The organism is Lysobacter sp. Root494 (genome assembly GCF_001427225.1).
Classification (GTDB): domain Bacteria; phylum Pseudomonadota; class Gammaproteobacteria; order Xanthomonadales; family Xanthomonadaceae; genus Agrilutibacter.
In genome coordinates, this window is the sequence record NZ_LMFH01000005.1 from 365868 (window position 1) to 382985 (window position 17118).

The following is a 17118-nucleotide window of genomic DNA, read 5'->3' on the forward strand; positions in this document are numbered from 1 at the left end:
GGAGGGTTCGAAAGGTCCATGCCGAAGCCTCAGTCGTGCGTGATCTTGTTGCGGAGGAGAAAGGTGCGTGCGACAAGGCTGACCGCGAGCACGAACAGCGTCAGCACCAGCGCGCCGGCCCAGGCGATCGCTTCCCAGTTGGCGAAGCCGCTGCCGGCGAACTTGTACATGACCAGCGGAACCGCGGCCATCGCGCCGGTGAGATCGGTGCTCCAGAACTCGTTGCCGAACGCGGTGAAAAGGAGCGGCGCGGTTTCGCCCGAGATGCGCGCGAGCGCGAGCAGGATGCCGGTGACGATGCCGGCGGAGGCGCTGCGGTACAGCACCTGCATGGTCACCTTCCACTGCGGCACGCCGAGCGAAAGTGCGGCTTCGCGCATCTGTGCCGGCACCAGGCGCAGCATCTCGTCGGTCGTGCGCACGACCACGGGCAGGACGATGAAGGCGAGCGCCAGCGAACCGGCCAGAGCGGAGAAATGGCCGCCGGTGTTCATGACGAACACCGCATACACGAACAGGCCGAGCACGATCGACGGTGCCGACAGGAGGATGTCGTTGACGAAGCGCACGGCGGTGCCGAGCTTGCTGCGGTTGCCGTATTCGGCCAGCCACGTGCCGGCGGCGATGCCCAGCGGCGTGCCGATCAGGATGCCGAGCGCGCACATCACCATGCTCCCGAAGAACGCGTTCTTCAGGCCGCCTTCTTCCATCGGTGGCGGCTGGTCCTGCGCGAACAGCGCCCAGTTCACGCCACCGATGCCCTTGGCGATCAGCGTCCACAGGATCCAGCCGAGGAACAGCAGGCCGAACAACGCGGCGACGGTGGCCAGCGCGATGGCTACGCCATTGAAAATGCGGCGGCGCAGATACAGGCCATCGGCGGCATGCGAGTGCGTGGATTTCGAGGACGCGTTCATCAGTTGCCCTCCTTGCGGGACAGCTGCGCGAGCATCAGGCGCGCGATCGCGAGCACGACGAAGGTGACGATGAACAGCACAAAGCCGAGCAGCAGCAACGCGGAGCGGTAGGTCTCGGTCGCTTCGCCGAAGTCGTTGGCGATCAGTGCGGCGATCGTGGTGCTGGGTTCGAGCAGTGACTTGGTGAAGCCGACGCTGTTGCCGATCACGAAGGCCACCGCCATCGTCTCGCCGAGCGCGCGGCCCAGGCCGAGGAACACGCCGCCGATCACTGCCGAACGCGTGTACGGCAGGACGATGTCCCAGCTCACTTCCCATTTCGTCGAGCCCAGCGCGTAGGCCGATTCCTTCAGGCGCGTCGGCACGGTGAGGAAGACCTCGCGCATCACCGACGAGATGAAGGGAATCACCATGATCGACAACACGATGCCCGAGGTGAGCATGCCCGCGCCGATCGGCGGTCCCTGGAACAGCGGTCCGACTACCGGCCACGTGCCGACGTTGTCGTTGAGCCAGGGCACGATGGTTTCGCGCATCACCGGCATCAGCACGAAGAAGCCCCACATGCCGTAGATGATCGACGGCACGCCGGCGAGCAGTTCGATCGCCGAACTCACCGGACCGCGCAGCCAGCGCGGTGCGACTTCGGTGAGGAAGAACGCGATGCCGAAACTCACCGGCACCGCGATCGCCATCGCAATGACCGCGGTGACCACCGTGCCGTAGATCGGCACGAGTGCGCCGTACTTGTCCTCGACCGGGTTCCAGTCGCTGGAGAAGAAGAAGCTCAGGCCCTGAACCTGGAGTGCGGCGCGACCGCCCCACAGCATCGACAGCGCGGCGCCGGCGAGGGCGACCAGCACGAACAGGGCAGTCCCGGTCAGCACCCAGCGGAACAGCTTGTCGTTGCGCGCGTCGGCGACGTCGCGGCTGCTCGCACGGTTGGCGGGGAGGGCGGTAGCGTTCATTCGCGTGTGCTTGCCTGGTTCCACTTGCCGGCGTCGGCTTCCTGATTCCCGGGGCGGACGGCGGGCGACGGGGTCATGAAGCCCGGAAGGACGAAACGGGTGGATTTCATGGATGCGACTCCAGGGGACCTGCGGCCTGCGGACGTCGCTATGAAATGATGTTTTTGTTACAGGGGAATGACATTTCCCTGTAATGCGGTTGTCATCGGCGGATAGTGGCGTCCGGGCGCCGCGACTTGGGTGGTGTTCGGGCTTCCGTGTCGCCTTATGTCTGCCAGCCCGGCCAAGGCACCGCCTCGGCGCAAGCCGGTCCCTGGGCTCGCCGAAAAAAAAGCGGGCCATGAGGCCCGCTTTCCCGTTCCAGCGGATCCGGCTGGATCAGAACTTCATGTTCTGCGCCCAGTAGGCTTCGATCTGCTTCACCAGCGCATCCGGCAGCGGCACATAGTCCAGGGCCTTGGCCGAGGCGTCGCCGTTGGCGTAGGCCCAGGTGAAGAATTCCTTGGCGTTCTTCGCACCGGCGGCGTTCTTCGGCTGCTTGTACATCAGGATGAAGTTGGTTGCGGTGATCGGCCACGACTTCTCGCCCGGGGCATTCGTCATCACCAGGTAGAAGTCCTTGGCATTCGCCCAGTCGGCGTTCGCGGCGGCGGCCTGGAAAGTGTCGTCGGATGGCAGCACGTAGTTGCCGGCGGCGTTCTTCATGCGCGAATAAGCCATCTTGTTCTGCAGTGCATACGACAGCTCGACGTAACCGATGCCGCCCTTGATCTGCTTCACGTAGGCAGCGACGCCTTCGTTGCCCTTGCCGCCGATGCCGACCGGCCACTTCACCGCGGTGCCTTCGCCGACCTTGGTCTGCCACTCCGGGCTGACCTTGGACAGGAAGTTGACGAAGTTGAAGGTGGTGCCCGAACCGTCGGAACGGTGCACGACGGTGATCTTGCTGTCGGGCAGCTGCACGCCGCTGTTGAGGGCGACGATGGCCGGATCATTCCACTTGATGATCTTGCCGAGGAAGATGTTGGCGAGGGTCGCGCCGTCCAGCTTCAACGCGCCCGAGGCGACGCCCGGGACGTTGAGCACCGGCACCACGCCGCCGATCACGGACGGGAACTGGGCGAGGCCGTACTTGGCCAGCTCTTCCGGCTTCAGCGGGGCGTCGGACGAACCGAAGTCCACGGTGCCGGCCTTGATCTGGGCGATACCGCCGCCTGAGCCGATCGACTGGTAGTTGACCTTCTTGCCGGTGGACTTCGCGTACTCGGACGACCACTTCGACATGATGGGATACACGAACGACGCGCCGGCGCCGGTGACGTCGGCGGCGAACGCATTGGCCGCGACGGTCGTGGCGATGGCCACGGCGGCGACACGGAACTTGAGGGTCTTGAACATCATCGACTTGCGCACGGATGGACTCCTGGAGAGAAACGACGGGCGTTGCCCGCTCGGTGCGCATTCCATAACGGTTCGATGACAGCAGGGCGTCGGAGATGTTTCAGCGGGATGACAGCGCGTGCGGCATTCAGTCCGTGCGTGTCCTTGTAGAGCGGAGATTGCCCTGCTGCCTTCGGTGACGAGCACAGACAGTTGTTGTGGCACCAGGTTTGCGCGCTGCCGTGTCCGCGAAGAGCGACACCGCGCAGGCGCGACGCTACAAGACGCGGTGACATGGGCGCGAAAAGAAAAAGGGGCGCGGTGTGAGCCGCGCCCCAAATCTTCCAGGGAGGGAGAAAACGTGTTGCGTATTACCAGTAGAACTGCAGGCGGGCTTCGATCGCGTTCGGGTTGTCTTCGAGGACGCCCTTTTCCTGGTTGACCATCACGTAGTCCAGCATGAACTTGAAGTTCGAGCGCCAGTACCAGTTTACGCCCGCGGTGATGCTGTCCATTTCGCCGCCGACGACAGCGCCGTCGGTCAGGTCGATCGTGTCGTAGCGCAGGCCCAGCTGCCACAGGCCCTTGGCCGGATCGTCCGGCAGGCCGGTGGTCGGCACGCCGGCCTTGTAGCCCCAGGTCTCGCCCGTGATGTTCCACAGGCCCGAGACGTAGTAGCCGTCGCCGCTGAAGTCGTCGGCGCCGTCGTAGCGCTGGACATCGATACCCATGTATTCGGCCTGCAGCTTGAACGGGCCGCGGACCCATAGTGCTTCGGCACCGATGGTGCTGGCGCGGTCGCTGCGGTTCAGGCCGCTGCTGCCGGTATCGACGAAGCGGGTGCCAACCATGTCGGCCATCGGACGCGCACGCAGGCGGATCACGTCGCCGTCGGTGTCCTTGTCGAGATACGAAGCGCCGATGTGGAAGATGTTGCCGGCTTCATTGATCGGAGCCCAGTAGCCGCGCAGGGCGTAGCCGCTGCCGTGCTCGCGGTTGCGGGTCAGTTCACGGCCGAAGTAGCTGCCGGTCAGGCCCCAGTTGACATCGCCGTAGTTGTACTGGAAGCCAACGCGGCGTGGGGTGCCAAGCGTGTTGGTGATCGACGATTTCGAGATGAAGTCGTTGTTCTTGGTCGACGACAGTTCTTCCAGCGTCGCGCCCGGCTGCTTGAACTGGCCGACCTGCACGAAGTGGTTGGCGTTGTTGCCGAACTTGTACTTGACGTTCGCGTCGAGCCACTTGTCGTCCTTGGCGTCGTAACCGAGCACCCACTCGATGTTGCCCGGGCCCTTGCCCTTGAGCACGAGCTCGGCGCGGCGCAGTTCCTGGAGGGAGTCCTCGCCGTCGAGGTCGCTCGACGAGTCGGCGCCGTAGTCGATGGTGTCGGTATCGAAGCTGTAGAAATCGGCCTGCACCAGGCCCTCGAAGGAGACTTCCGAACCGCCGATGACGTCGAGCGCGACTTCGGCGTGGGCAGTTGGCGCGACGAGTGCGGCCAGCAGGGCAACGGACAGGGTGCTGCGGGAGAGTTTCATGGCATTAGCCCTTGGGGCGGGTGGAGAGGACCCGCGCAGGCTAAGTAGTGAAGATTGCGTAAATATGACAACGCTGACTTATTTCGGCGCAATGACCATTCGGTGACGACGCTTGCGCGACAGAGCAAAAGCGACCGGAAAGGCTGCTCCCTTCGCCCCGCTTGCGGGGAGAGGGACAGCGGCGCGTAGCGCCGCAGGGTGAGGGGAGGCCTGCTAGCGCGTTGCCGGCACAGGCTCACCCGGCGTCTTGTCCCTAAAACGGCAGATGTCGCGGATCACGCAATGCGGACAGTCCGGTTTGCGCGCCTTGCACACGTAGCGACCGTGCAGGATCAGCCAGTGGTGCGCGTCCTGCAGGTAGTGCGAGGGAACTACCGTTTCGAGTCCCGCTTCGACCTGGCGCACGTCCTTGCCCGGCGCCAGACCCGTGCGATTGGAGACACGGAAGATGTGCGTGTCGACCGCGATGGTCGGCTCGCCAAACGCAGTGTTGAGCACGACGTTCGCGGTCTTGCGGCCGACGCCCGGCAGCGCTTCGAGCGCAGCGCGATCGCGCGGCACTTCGCCGCCGTGTTTCTCGATCAACTGGTGCGCCATCGCTACCACGTTCGCGGCCTTGGTATTGAACAGGCCGATGGTGGAGATGTATGGCTTCAGGCCTTCCACACCGAGAGCGGCGATCTTCGCGGGTGTGTCGGCGACCGGAAACAGCTTGCGCGTCGCCTTGTTCACGCCGACGTCGGTGGCCTGCGCCGACAACGTCACGGCCACCAGCAGTTCGTAAGGCGTGGTGTATTCGAGTTCGGTGGTCGGTTTCGGGTTGAGTTCGGCCAGGCGCGAGAACATCTCCTCGATCTCGGCCGGCGAGAGTTGCGAAGGCGAACGCGCCCTGCGCTTCGCTACGTTTTTCTTCGCCACTTTCTTTGCCTTGACGGGGGCTCTCTGCCTGGAAGTCGCCACGCGTGTCATGGCTTGCGCCGTTCCGCCGCGCGGGCCTTCGCCCGCGCCAGCGCCGCCGCTGCGGATGAGGGGAGAGCAGGCTTTGGTTCCGTTGTCGTCACGATCGCAAGTGCCGTACGCGTCGCAGCGCGCTCTTCCGCGCGACGCTGCAAGCGGGCCTGGCGTGCGCGGTAACGCTCGCGTGCGGCGAGTGCAGACAGTCGCGTGTTGCGCGCAGCCATAAGAGCCGTCGTACATGCGTCGTTGCATGACGCACAAGCGGTGGAAAACAAACCGGCGTCGATCGCGCGATCGATATCGTCTTCAGCGAGCGCCGCTGCGACGGCATGCGCGTCGGCGCCGTGTATGTCGGTGCAGCCACAGACCGGGCAGACGACGCTCATGCGAGAAGTTATCCGTCATTCGCCCTTGAACACCGGCTTGCGGCGTTCGAGGAAGGCGGCGGTACCCTCGCGCATGTCCTGCGTCGAGAACACGAGGCCGAATTGCGCGGATTCGTATTCGAGGCCTTCTTCCAGGCCGCATTCGCCTCCGATGTTGATGCAGTCGATCATGCCGCGCAGCGCGAGCGGCGCCGCATTCGCGAGCTGTTCGGCGAGCTTCATCGTTTCGGTTTCGAGTTCGGCCGCGGGTACCACGCGGTTGACGATGCCCAGTTGCAGCGCACGCGTTGCGTCAATTGGCGCGCCCGTTAGGCACAACTCGAACGTGGCGGCACGGCCCGCAAGTCTTAGCAGGCGCTGCGTGCCGCCGAAACCGGGAATCAGGCCGAGATTGATTTCGGGCTGGCCGACCTTCGCCGCGTCTGATGCGATACGCAGGTGGCAGCACATCGCCAGCTCCAGGCCGCCGCCGAGCGCGAACCCGTTGACCATCGCGATCACGGGCTTCGGCATGCGCTCCACGCGGCGCATCATGCGGGTGCCGCGCAGGGAGAAGTCGCGGCCCTGCACGGGCGTCAGGGAATTCATCTCGGCGATATCGGCGCCCGCCACGAAGGCCTTGGTACCTGCGCCCGTGAGCACGACGACGCGCACCGAGCCGTCCTCTGCGGCTGCATCGAAAGCGGCGTGGAGGGCATCGAGCGTCGCGGCGTTGAGCGCGTTCAGCTTGTCCGGCCGGTTGACCGTGATGACGAGGATGGCGCCGCGGTGGGCGATGCTGACGGGGCTGGTAGTACCGGTGATTTCGGGCATGTCCGTGGAAGGTTCCGCCCGCACGGAACTCCGCGCGGGCATTCGGGTCAGAGGGGAGGCGTCAGTGGCGGTTAAGCGCTGCCGCCGTTATCCTAGCGCGCCCTCCCGGTCAACCGGCCAGGGCCAGTTTGCCGGGCGGCGTAAGCCGCCTTCTTTTCATAATGAGGTCTTCAACGAATGAAGTTGCGTCTGATTGCTGCCGCCGCCGCGGCTCTGCTCCTCGCTGGCAACGCTGTCGCGCAGGATACTTCGACCGAGGGTGGCAAGCTGAGCTATGCGCTGGGCTATGACCTGGGCCGCAACGCCGCCGAAAGCGGTGAAAAGGTCGATGTGAACACCATCATCAAGGGCCTGCAGGACGGTTACGGCAAGAAGCAGCCGTCGGTCCCGGTCGACCAGCTGCGCACGGCCGTGCAGAACATGCAGAAGCGCCAGACGGACAAGGCCAAGGCCGAGTGGGACAAGGCCGCCGCCGCCAACAAGACCAAGAGCGACACCTTCGTCGCGCAGAACAAGACCAAGGCCGGCGTGAAGAGCCTGCCGTCCGGCGTGCAGTATCGCGTGATCGAAACCGGCACCGGCGCCAAGCCAACCCAGGCCAACACAGTGCAGCTCGAAGTTGCCGGCCCGTTCCCGTGGGGCGAACGTCCGCAGCAGGCCCGTCCGGCTGCGCAGGTCCCAGGCATCAAGGTCAGCGAGATCGAGATCCCGGCGATGCGCGAAGTGCTGCAGCAGATGCCGGCCGGTTCCAAGTGGGAAGTCACGCTGCCCGCCGCGAACTACATGGGCAACGATCCGCGCAGCCAGTTCCCGCCGAACGTCGCGGTGCAGTTCGAAATCAAGCTGGTCAGCGTGAAGTGACGATTTGGCCCGTGTGCGCATAAGCGCACACGGCTTTCCCAAATCGTCATCCCCGCGAAGCGCTTCGCCACAGCCGAAGGCTGGTCAGGCTGGGATCCAGCGACTCTTGCTCTTCACGCATTCGCTGGAAATGAAGACTGCTTTCACCCATTGCGCCGGCCCCAAGCCGGCGCAATGCGTTTCGGCATCAACAAAACCTCCGTAAACTCGCTCCTCGATGACGACCTACTTCCGCGCCGTGCTCAGTCCCTGCATCGGTGTCTGCTCTCTTGCCGATGATGGCCTCTGCGATGGTTGCCATCGCACGGGCGCCGAAATCGCGCGCTGGCCGCAGATGAACGACGACGAGCGCCTGCACCTGATGGAATCCGTCCTGCCGGAGCGGGAGTTGCGACGCGGGTGAACGATCCGGTCTTTCCGCTCGCGCGCATCACCGCGGCATTGCATCCACTCGAGCTTGCGCCCGCCGGCGACGGCTGGAACCACGAAGAGATCGTCGATCTCCTGCCGGATGGCCATGTGCTGGTCGAAGCCGCCGTACTTGTTGGCCTGGTCCCTCGTCCGAAGGGCACGCAGGTGCTGCTGACGCGGCGCACCGACGCGTTGCGCCACCATGCCGGGCAGGTGAGCTTCCCCGGTGGTCGCATCGAACCCGAAGATGCCGACGCCGTCGCCGCCGCCCGGCGCGAAACCTTCGAGGAAGTCGGCATCGCGCCTTCGCAGATCACCCCACTCGGCTACCTCGATGTCTTCACCACGATCACCGGCTTCCGTGTGCTGCCCGTCGTGGCCATGATCGACAGCGACTACGCTGCGCAGCCCGATCCGGACGAAGTCGCCGACGTATTCGAAGTGCCGCTGGATTTCCTCCTCGAGCCCGCCAACCTCGCCAGCCTGTCGCTGGAGCACCGCGGCCGCGCCCGGCAGGTCTGGGAATTCAGCTATCCCGGCCAGCGCATCTGGGGCGTAACGGCGGCGATCCTGTTGAACCTGCGCGAACGGCTGGCCGCCACCTATCCGTAAGGGCGTAACTGGCATAAGAACGGGCGCCTACAATCCTGATCCGTGCACCGAAAGGAGTTGCTATGGGCTGGACCACGCTCGTACCCCCCGAAACATTGGCCGTGGCATTGCAGCGGCCCGACCTGGTCATCGTGGATTGCCGGTTTTCGTCGTCCAGTCCTGGCGCCGGCGAATTCGCCTATGAGCATTCGCACCTGCCGGGCGCGGTTTACGCGCACCTGGAGCGCGACCTTTCCGACATGAGCCGACGAGGGCAAGGCGATGGCCGTCATCCCTGGCCCGATGCAGAGACTTTCACTGCGAAGCTGGGGCAGTGGGGCATCCTGCCGCACCACCAGATCGTGGCGTACGACGATGCCGATGGATCGATGGCAGCGCGTTTCTGGTTCCTGATGCGTGCGCTCGGCCATGAGAAGGTTGCCGTCCTCGATGGTGGGCTCACGCGTTGGCAGGGCATGCGCCTGCCCACGAACTCCGACACGGTCCGGCGCCGTGCGACGACATACAGCGGGACCTTCGATGCTTCACGCCTGCTCGACGCGAACCAGGTACAGGAGCGGCTCGCCGCGGGCGACCTGCTGGCCGACGCTCGTCCCGCAGATCGGTTCCGCGGCGAAAACGACCTCATGGACCGTGTGCACGGCCACGTGCCCGGCGCCGTGAACCGGCCTTACGCAGAGAACATGCAGGACGGCCGCTTCAAGTCGCCCGGGCAACTGGCCGCCGAGTTCCGCGCCTTGCTGGACGGACGATCGCCCGAGCAGGCGATCATGATGTGCGGATCGGGAGTTACCGCCTGTCACAACCTGCTCGCGATGGAACGCGCCGGCCTGAGCGGTGCAAAGCTGTATACCGGTTCGTGGAGTGGCTGGATCGAGGACCCGTCCCGGCCGATAGCGCAAGGTTGATGCAGGCGCCGGAGTGATCCGACACCGGCGCGCGTTACTTGCCGAGCCGCGCCACCAGCGCCTTCAGGCCAGCCTGCGTATCGGGCTCGGTCCATGCATTGATGAAGTGGTCGAGCTGGATGCTCTGCGGCGACAGCGCCGCCACGACGTCCGCACGCGAGATCTCGCGCGTCGCAAGCACCGGCTTGCGTGGCAATGCAAGAAGGGATCGCAGCCATGCAACGGAACGCGCGACGACCTGGTCAGCTGTAACGAGTTCATCGACGAGCCCGATGGCGAGCGCGTTGTCCGTGTCGACCAGTTCGCCGGTCGCGAGCAGCACGCCGGCGCGATGTTTCCCAACCGTGCGCTCCATCAGGTGCTGGATACCAGCAGGTGCGACCAGGCCAACCTGGGTTTCATTCAGGCCAAGGCGAAATGGACGCGTGGGATCTTCCGATTTCGCCATCACGCGATAGTCGCAGCACAGTGCGAGTACGCAGCCACCGGCGGGCGCGTGTCCGGTGATCGCCGCGACGACGGGTACCGGCGATCCGGCGAGCGCACGCGCGGCGTCGAAGAATGCGCCCCATGCGGCGCGCAGGGCCGTCCGGTCATTGGCCAGCGACAGCAGGTGCGGGACATCGAGCCCGGCGGAGAACACCTTCTCGTTGCCGGAAAGCACCAGTCCGGTCGCGCCGCCCGCTACGGCTCCGGCAATGGCGTTCTGCAGCGCATTGCACAACGCGGGATCCAGTGCGTTGACAGGTGCGCGCGCGAGGCGGAGTTCGACGATGTCGCCGTCGTGGCGAAGGGTCTCGATGGCCATGTTGAAGGCATCCGGAAGGCAGCCGGTATCATAGGCGCATGAACCTCTTCCGAGCCTGCGCCTTCGCGCTTTGCCTCCTCTTCGTGCTTCCGGCCTGCGCGCGCGAATGCACGCCGCAGGTGCGTGATGGCTGGATCCGCCTGACCCCCGTGAAGATGCCGATGATGGCCGGCTTCGGCCGCATCGAGAATCGCTGCCCTACGCCGGTGACGATCACCGGCGTACGCAGCCCGGCATTCGGTGACGTGTCCTTGCACGAAACGCGGATCGTCGACGGCGTCAGCCGCATGCGCGCGTTGCCGGAGCTGCGCATCGTTCCCGAGGGCGCCGCCGTGCTGAAGCCGGGTGGGATGCACCTGATGCTGATGCAGCCGCATGCGCCGCTGAAGGAAGGCAGCCGCGTCGTGGTCGAGTTCACGCTGAAGGACGGCGGCGTGCTGCGTGGTGAGCTGGAAGTGCGCAAGCCCGCGCCCTGAGCCGTAGCGCCGTCGTCCGGTACGCCCCACGCAGGGAAACGCGTCGAGCGCGCCCGGCGTTGCAAGCGATTATTGCGGCATCATCGCGTCGCGCACCGCTTCCGGCAATGCAATCGGCCGGCCGCTCGAACGGTCGATCCACACCACGACGACATTGCCGTCGCAATACAACGTCGCGCCTTCCTCCGACATGATCCGGTGCCCGATCGTCACGCTGCTGTTGCCGATGCGCTCGGCAAACAGCTCGACAACGACGTCGGCCGGATAGGGAATCGGCATCCGGTAGTTGAGCTGCACGGCAGCGAGCAGCGGCGCCATCGCATCCGTCACCCATTCGCCGCCCCAGCTGGCAAACCAGCGGATGCGCGCTTCCTCGAGATAAGTGAGGAAGTTGGAATTGTTGACGTGGTTGAACGCATCCAGGTCGCGCCAGCGCAGCGCGACCGGCATGCGGAAAAGGACAGCGTGCGGAGCGGCTTGCTGGCTCATGCGGCGGACTTCTTCTTCTGCGGTTTGCGCGCGCTCTCGCCGGGCGTGATGCCCAGCAGCGGGGCAAGGAAACGCCCGGTGTGCGAATTTGGCAGCCTTGCGATGTCCTCCGGCGTGCCGGTCGCGAGGATGGTGCCGCCGCGATGGCCGCCTTCGGGACCGAGGTCGATTACCCAGTCGGCCGTCTTGATCACGTCGAGGTTGTGCTCGATCACCACGATCGTGTTGCCGTCATCGCGCAGCTTGTGCAGCACGGTGAGCAGGTGCTCGATGTCGTGGAAATGCAGCCCGGTGGTGGGTTCGTCGAGGATGTAGAGCGTGCGGCCGGTGTCGCGGCGCGAAAGTTCCTTCGACAGCTTCACGCGTTGCGCCTCGCCACCCGACAGCGTGGTCGCGCTCTGTCCCAGCTTGATGTAACTCAGGCCGACGTCCATCAGCGTTTCGAGCTTGCGCGAGATCGACGGGATCGCCTCGAACAGGTTCAGTGCGTCCTCGACCGTCATCTCGAGCACGTCGTTGATGTTGTAACCCTTGTAGAGGATCTCCAGCGTTTCGCGGTTGTAACGCTTGCCGTGGCAGACGTCGCAGGGCACGTACACGTCGGGTAGGAAGTGCATTTCGACCTTGATCAGGCCATCGCCCTGGCAGGCCTCGCAGCGGCCACCACGCACGTTGAAGCTGAATCGACCCGGCGAGTAGCCACGTGCGCGCGCTTCGGGCACCTGCGCGAACAGTTCGCGCAAGGGCGTGAACAGGCCGGTATATGTCGCCGGGTTCGAACGCGGCGTGCGGCCGATCGGCGACTGGTCGATGTCGACGACCTTGTCCCACAGGTCGAGGTTCTCGTGCGAGCGGAACGGCGCGATCGTGTGCGATGCGCCGTTGAGGTCGTTGGCTGCGATCGCGTACAGCGTGTCGTTGATCAGCGTGGACTTGCCGGACCCGGATACGCCGGTGATGCAGGTGAACAACCCCGCGGGAACATCGAGGTCGACGTTCTTCAGGTTGTTGCCGGTGGCTCCGCGGAGATGGAAGGTCGCCTTCGGGTCCACCTTGTGGCGCTTGTTCGGAACTTCGATCCGCTTCTTGCCACTGAGGTACTGGCCGGTCAACGAGCGCGGTGCCTTCAGCACATCGCTGAGTTGACCCTGCGCAACCACTTCACCACCGTGCACGCCGGCAGCAGGGCCGATGTCGACGATGTAGTCGGCGAGGCGGATCGCGTCTTCGTCGTGCTCGACCACGATCACCGTGTTGCCCAGGTCACGCAGGCGCGTGAGCGTGCCGAGCAGGCGTTCGTTGTCGCGCTGATGAAGGCCGATCGACGGCTCGTCGAGCACGTACATGACTCCAACCAGCCCCGCGCCGATCTGCGAAGCCAGGCGAATGCGTTGCGCTTCGCCGCCGGAGAGGGAATCGGCCTTGCGTTCGAGCGTCAGGTAATCCAGGCCGACGTCCACGAGGAAGCGCAACCGGTCGGTGATTTCCTTGACGATCTTCGTGGCGATCTCGCCACGCCAGCCGGCGAGATTGAGCGTGCGGAAAAATTCGAGCGCGCCGTCGATCGGCAGCACCACGAGTTGCGGGAGCGGCCGGTCGGCGACGAATACGTTGCGTGCAGCGCGATTGAGGCGCGCGCCTCCGCATTCGGTGCAGGCACGCTCGCTGATGTATTTCGCGAGTTCTTCGCGCACCGCGGCGGACTCGGTTTCCTTGTAGCGCCGTTCGAGATTCGGAACGATGCCTTCGAAGCGGTGCTTGCGCTGGTGGCGCGTGCCACTTTCGCTGGTGTAGGTGAAGTTGATCAGTTCGTCGCCGCTGCCGAACAGGACGGCTTCGCGCACTTTCTCGCCCAGCGTCTGCCACGGCGTGTCGACACTGAACTTGTAGTGCTTCGCCAGCGACTGGATCAGGGCGAAGTAGTACGCGTTGCGGCGATCCCAGCCACGCACGGCACCCGCCGAAAGCGAGAGTTCCGGATGCACGACGACACGCGAGGGATCGAAGAACTGCGCCACGCCGAGGCCATCGCAGGTCGGGCATGCGCCGACCGGCGAGTTGAAGGAAAACAGGCGCGGCTCCAGCTCCGGCAACGAATAATCGCAGACCGGGCAGCTGTACTTCGAGGAGAACAGCAGCGGGTCGGCATCGGGCTTGTCCAGCGAATGCACCGCGGCCATGCCGTCGCCGAGCTTCAGCGCGGTTTCGAACGATTCGGCGAGGCGCTGCTTGATGTCCTCGCGCGGCTTGAAGCGGTCGATCACCGCTTCGATCGTGTGCTTCTGGCGCAGTGCCAGCGGCGGCACTGCGTCGATTTCGTGCAGCGTGCCGTCGACGCGCACACGGACGTAACCCTGTGCGCGCAGCTGCTCGAAGATCTGCGCGTGCTCACCCTTGCGTTCGCGTACGACCGGTGCAAGCAGCATGTAGCGTTGCTCCCGGCCTTCATCGGTGTTGCCGAGCGCGACGACCTGGTCAACCATCTGGCTGACGGTTTGTGCCTCGAGCGGATAGTGGTGGTCCGGGCAGCGAGGCATGCCGACGCGCGCGTACAGCAGGCGCAGGTAGTCGTAGATCTCGGTGATCGTGCCGACGGTGGAACGCGGGTTGTGCGACGTTGCCTTCTGCTCGATCGCGATCGCAGGCGAGAGGCCTTCGATGTGGTCGACATCGGGCTTTTCCATCACGCTGAGGAACTGGCGCGCATAGGCCGACAGCGACTCGACATAACGGCGCTGGCCTTCGGCATAGATCGTGTCGAAGGCGAGCGACGATTTGCCCGAGCCGGAGAGGCCGGTGATCACGATCAGCTTCTCGCGCGGGAGATCGAGATCGATGTTCTTGAGGTTGTGCGTCCGCGCGCCGCGGATGCGGATGTAATCCAGCGCCATTGAGAGTGGAGATCCGGGGGCGAACAGGGGAGCGTAGCGAGCGGATGAAGTTGGGGCAAATAGCCGCGATACCAGTCTCGGATGGCGGCGTCGCAAGCGGTGCGACGAGGTGCGTTCAGCTGCAAGGAAAACAGGCCGCCCCAGCTTGTGATTCATCAGCAGTCGCGGGGGTTCATGACGGTCACTTGGATAACGGCACGTGGCCGTCCGCGGTGTTGTTGGCCACGCTTGTCCCGACATAGACCTGCCGGTCAGTACCCCGGCTTCTGGCTGGTGGCGCCGTTGCCAGTGTTGTCGGAATGGCCGCCGATCTCGCCCGAACAGGAACGCGGCGATCGGCAGTTCGGTGATTACCAGCCATACCAGCATCCTGCCGATCTCGCCCGAGGCCTCGCCGGTCCGGTTCAGGCAACGTCCCGACGCCACTCCCGACGGGTTGCGGCACCGGCCAGTCATCAGCCCTGTTCGTTCCGGTGCCTGGTCACCGCGTTCAGCGCCGATGACTGCCGCCGAGTCGCCCAGGTCGCCGGACCCCGTGGAAAACAGTCTCCTTACTGAGCACTGGGCCCCGGCTTTTGCCGGAAGCGATGGAGCTGAGACAGAAAACGAACCGCTGCGGCCAGCCTGCAGGATCGAGGCAGATCGAGCTTTGTCTCCCCGGGCCGAGCGCGCTTTTCCAGCTGCTTCTGCACCCTAGGCGGCATGGCCGGCCTGGTTCGTTCAGCTGGCAACGGATATTGCCCTAACTCGCTGATCCCTATAGAATTCCGCTTCTGTCCGCCTCAGGCGCGGCAGGGTCGACCAAAATAACTACAGAGGAATCTGGTCATGTCGTACGCAGTTGTACTCACCGGCGGTAAGCAATACCGCGTCATGCAGGGCGAGACGCTCCGCGTCGAACTGCTCGAAGCCGAAGCCGGCAGCGAGATCAAGCTCGACAACGTGCTGATGATCGGCGATGGCGAAACCATCAAGATCGGCGACGCGCTCAAGGGCGCCAGCGTCAGCGCGAAGGTCATCGGCCACGGCCGCGCCGACAAGGTGCGCATCGTGAAGTTCCGTCGCCGCAAGCACCACCGCAAGCAGATGGGTCACCGTCAGCACTACACCGAAATCGAAATCACCGGCATTGCCGGCTAAGCAGGAGAAGCAGCCATGGCACACAAAAAAGGCGTAGGTTCCTCGCGCAACGGCCGCGACTCCAACCCGAAGTACCTGGGCGTCAAGATCTACGGCGGCCAGTCCATCGAAGCCGGCAATATCATCGTGCGTCAGCGCGGTACCAACTTCCATCCGGGTTCGGGCGTTGGCCTGGGTCGCGACCACACGCTGTTCGCGCTGGTCGATGGCAAGGTCGAGTTCTCGGTCAAGGGCCTGAAGAAGCGTCGCACCGTCAGCGTCGTCGCCGCCGAGTAATCGAGCGACGCATCGCTGTCCCGCGAAGCCCCGCTCAGGCGGGGCTTCGTATTTCCGCGGTCTGCAAAATCAGTCCGCTCACGTGGCCGCTTCATTGTGAAGCGTGCTGCCTTCCGATCTAATTCATACCCATGAAACTCGTTGACGAAGCCGAAATCCAGGTCATTGCAGGCGATGGCGGCAATGGCTGCGTCGGTTTCCGGCGCGAGAAATTCATTCCGCTCGGCGGCCCCGACGGCGGCGACGGTGGTGATGGCGGCAGCGTCTGGCTGGTTGCCGACGAAAACCTCAACACGCTGGTCGACTTCCGCCACCAGAAGCACTTCCGCGCCAAGCGCGGCGAGAACGGCATGGGCCGGCAGATGTATGGCAAGGCCGGCGACGACCTCACCATCACCGTGCCGGTCGGCACCGTCGTGATGAACGTCGAGACCGACGAAGTCATCGGCGACCTTACGCGCCATGGCGATCGCCTGCTGGTCGCGAAGGGTGGCAAGGGCGGCCTCGGCAACATGCACTTCAAGAGTTCGGTGAACCGCTCGCCACGCAAGGCGTTGCCGGGCCTGTCCGGCGAAGAGCGCGTGCTGAAGCTGGAGTTGAAGCTGCTGGCCGACGTCGGCCTGCTCGGCTTTCCCAATGCCGGCAAGAGCACCTTCATTCGTGCCGTGTCGGCAGCGACACCCAAGGTCGCGGACTATCCGTTCACCACGCTTTACCCGAATCTCGGTGTCGTCAGCGTTGAAGCGCATCGAAGCTTCGTGATCGCCGATATCCCCGGTCTCATCGAAGGCGCCGCAGAAGGCGCCGGCTTGGGCACGCAATTTCTAAAGCACTTGCAGCGCACGCGACTGTTGCTGCACCTCGTCGACATCGCCCCGATGGAAGGCGGCGTCGAAGGAGTCACTCCGGCCGAGCAGGTGCGCGCGATCGAGCGCGAGCTGGAAAAGCACGATCCCGAGCTGCTGCAGAAGCCGCGGTGGCTGGTGCTCAACAAGGCCGACCTGTTGCTGGAAGAAGAGCAGCAGGCCGCGGCGCAGGAAATCATCGACGAGCTCGGCTGGAAGGATCGCTGGTATCTGGTCTCGGCGATCGGCCGCGAGAACACCTGGCCGATCATGCTCGACGTGATGAGCTTCTTCGACAAGCTCAAGGAAGCTGCGCAGGAAGCCGCCAACGAAGCGGCGTATCACGCGCAGGGCGAGGCGGGTTCCGTCGACGATGCGGTCTGAGTTGGCGGCTTTCGACGGCAACAAAAAAGCCCCGCTCATGGCGGGGCTTTTTCAGCAG

At 64.6% G+C, this 17118-nt stretch carries 15 protein-coding genes and 2 pseudogenes; 7 read left to right on the forward strand and 10 right to left on the reverse strand.

Going from position 1 to position 17118, the window contains the following annotated elements:
• Positions 1–29 precede the first annotated feature (29 nt).
• From pstA to ASD14_RS05000, 7 genes are all read right to left on the reverse strand, one after another.
• Complete coding sequence (gene pstA / locus ASD14_RS04970) at positions 30–917, reverse strand: phosphate ABC transporter permease PstA (protein ID WP_056129902.1); 888 nt, start codon at positions 915–917, stop codon at positions 30–32.
• Positions 917–1885 carry a phosphate ABC transporter permease subunit PstC gene (gene pstC / locus ASD14_RS04975; protein ID WP_056132115.1) on the reverse strand — a complete coding sequence of 323 codons (969 nt, stop codon included), beginning with the start codon at positions 1883–1885 and terminating at the stop codon, positions 917–919. Before pstC ends, pstA begins: the two co-directional genes overlap by 1 nt.
• 378 nt (positions 1886–2263) lie before the next feature.
• Positions 2264–3283: a phosphate ABC transporter substrate-binding protein PstS gene (gene pstS / locus ASD14_RS04980; protein ID WP_056132117.1), complete on the reverse strand. Its 1020-nt coding sequence runs from the start codon at positions 3281–3283 to the stop codon at positions 2264–2266.
• Positions 3284–3636: 353 nt separating this feature from the next.
• A complete protein-coding gene (locus tag ASD14_RS04985) occupies positions 3637–4803 on the reverse strand; it encodes an OprO/OprP family phosphate-selective porin (RefSeq protein WP_056129905.1) in 1167 nt (388 codons plus the stop codon).
• Between the two features lie 213 nt (positions 4804–5016).
• The gene (gene nth, locus ASD14_RS04990; RefSeq protein ID WP_235565353.1) at positions 5017–5649 is read right to left on the reverse strand and encodes an endonuclease III; all 633 of its coding nucleotides are present in this window, start codon (positions 5647–5649) and stop codon (positions 5017–5019) included.
• A gap of 119 nt (positions 5650–5768) precedes the next feature.
• Positions 5769–6146: a hypothetical protein gene (locus ASD14_RS16635; protein WP_343123454.1), complete on the reverse strand. Its 378-nt coding sequence runs from the start codon at positions 6144–6146 to the stop codon at positions 5769–5771.
• A 15-nt stretch (positions 6147–6161) separates the two neighbouring features.
• Positions 6162–6959, reverse strand: a complete 798-nt coding sequence (locus tag ASD14_RS05000) for an enoyl-CoA hydratase-related protein (RefSeq protein ID WP_056129910.1) — start codon at positions 6957–6959, stop codon at positions 6162–6164.
• A 177-nt stretch (positions 6960–7136) separates the two neighbouring features.
• Between ASD14_RS05000 and ASD14_RS05005 the strand changes: the two genes are divergently transcribed.
• The 3 genes and pseudogenes from ASD14_RS05005 (at position 7137) to ASD14_RS05015 (ending at position 9751) form a co-directional block, all read left to right on the forward strand.
• The gene (locus ASD14_RS05005; RefSeq protein WP_056129913.1) at positions 7137–7820 is read left to right on the forward strand and encodes an FKBP-type peptidyl-prolyl cis-trans isomerase N-terminal domain-containing protein; all 684 of its coding nucleotides are present in this window, start codon (positions 7137–7139) and stop codon (positions 7818–7820) included.
• Positions 7821–8037: 217 nt separating this feature from the next.
• Positions 8038–8843, forward strand: a pseudogene (locus tag ASD14_RS05010) (CoA pyrophosphatase).
• A 62-nt stretch (positions 8844–8905) separates the two neighbouring features.
• On the forward strand, positions 8906–9751 hold the full coding sequence (locus tag ASD14_RS05015; RefSeq protein ID WP_056129916.1) for a sulfurtransferase: 846 nt from the start codon (positions 8906–8908) through the stop codon (positions 9749–9751).
• A gap of 34 nt (positions 9752–9785) precedes the next feature.
• Here ASD14_RS05015 and ASD14_RS05020 read toward each other — a convergent pair whose 3' ends face one another.
• A complete protein-coding gene (locus ASD14_RS05020) occupies positions 9786–10559 on the reverse strand; it encodes an enoyl-CoA hydratase/isomerase family protein (protein ID WP_056129920.1) in 774 nt (257 codons plus the stop codon).
• Positions 10560–10597: 38 nt separating this feature from the next.
• Here ASD14_RS05020 and ASD14_RS05025 point away from each other — a divergent pair, with 38 nt between their 5' ends.
• Positions 10598–11035: a copper chaperone PCu(A)C gene (locus ASD14_RS05025; RefSeq protein WP_056129923.1), complete on the forward strand. Its 438-nt coding sequence runs from the start codon at positions 10598–10600 to the stop codon at positions 11033–11035.
• Positions 11036–11104: 69 nt separating this feature from the next.
• Here ASD14_RS05025 and ASD14_RS05030 read toward each other — a convergent pair whose 3' ends face one another.
• Positions 11105–11524 carry a thioesterase family protein gene (locus ASD14_RS05030; protein ID WP_056129925.1) on the reverse strand — a complete coding sequence of 140 codons (420 nt, stop codon included), beginning with the start codon at positions 11522–11524 and terminating at the stop codon, positions 11105–11107.
• 53 nt (positions 11525–11577) lie between these two features.
• Positions 11578–14415 (reverse strand): annotated as a pseudogene (gene uvrA / locus ASD14_RS05035) (excinuclease ABC subunit UvrA); the annotation flags it as partial.
• A gap of 828 nt (positions 14416–15243) precedes the next feature.
• Between uvrA and rplU the strand changes: the two are divergent.
• The 3 genes from rplU to obgE all read left to right on the forward strand — a co-directional run bounded on the left by rplU (position 15244) and on the right by obgE (position 17060).
• Positions 15244–15555, forward strand: coding sequence for a 50S ribosomal protein L21 (gene rplU, locus ASD14_RS05040; protein ID WP_056129926.1), 312 nt, complete (start codon positions 15244–15246; stop codon positions 15553–15555).
• A 15-nt stretch (positions 15556–15570) separates the two neighbouring features.
• Positions 15571–15831 (forward strand): 50S ribosomal protein L27, encoded by a 261-nt coding sequence (gene rpmA / locus ASD14_RS05045; protein WP_056129928.1) that lies wholly within the window; start codon positions 15571–15573, stop codon positions 15829–15831.
• 131 nt (positions 15832–15962) lie between these two features.
• Positions 15963–17060, forward strand: coding sequence for a GTPase ObgE (gene obgE, locus ASD14_RS05050; protein ID WP_056129931.1), 1098 nt, complete (start codon positions 15963–15965; stop codon positions 17058–17060).
• Positions 17061–17118 lie beyond the last annotated feature (58 nt).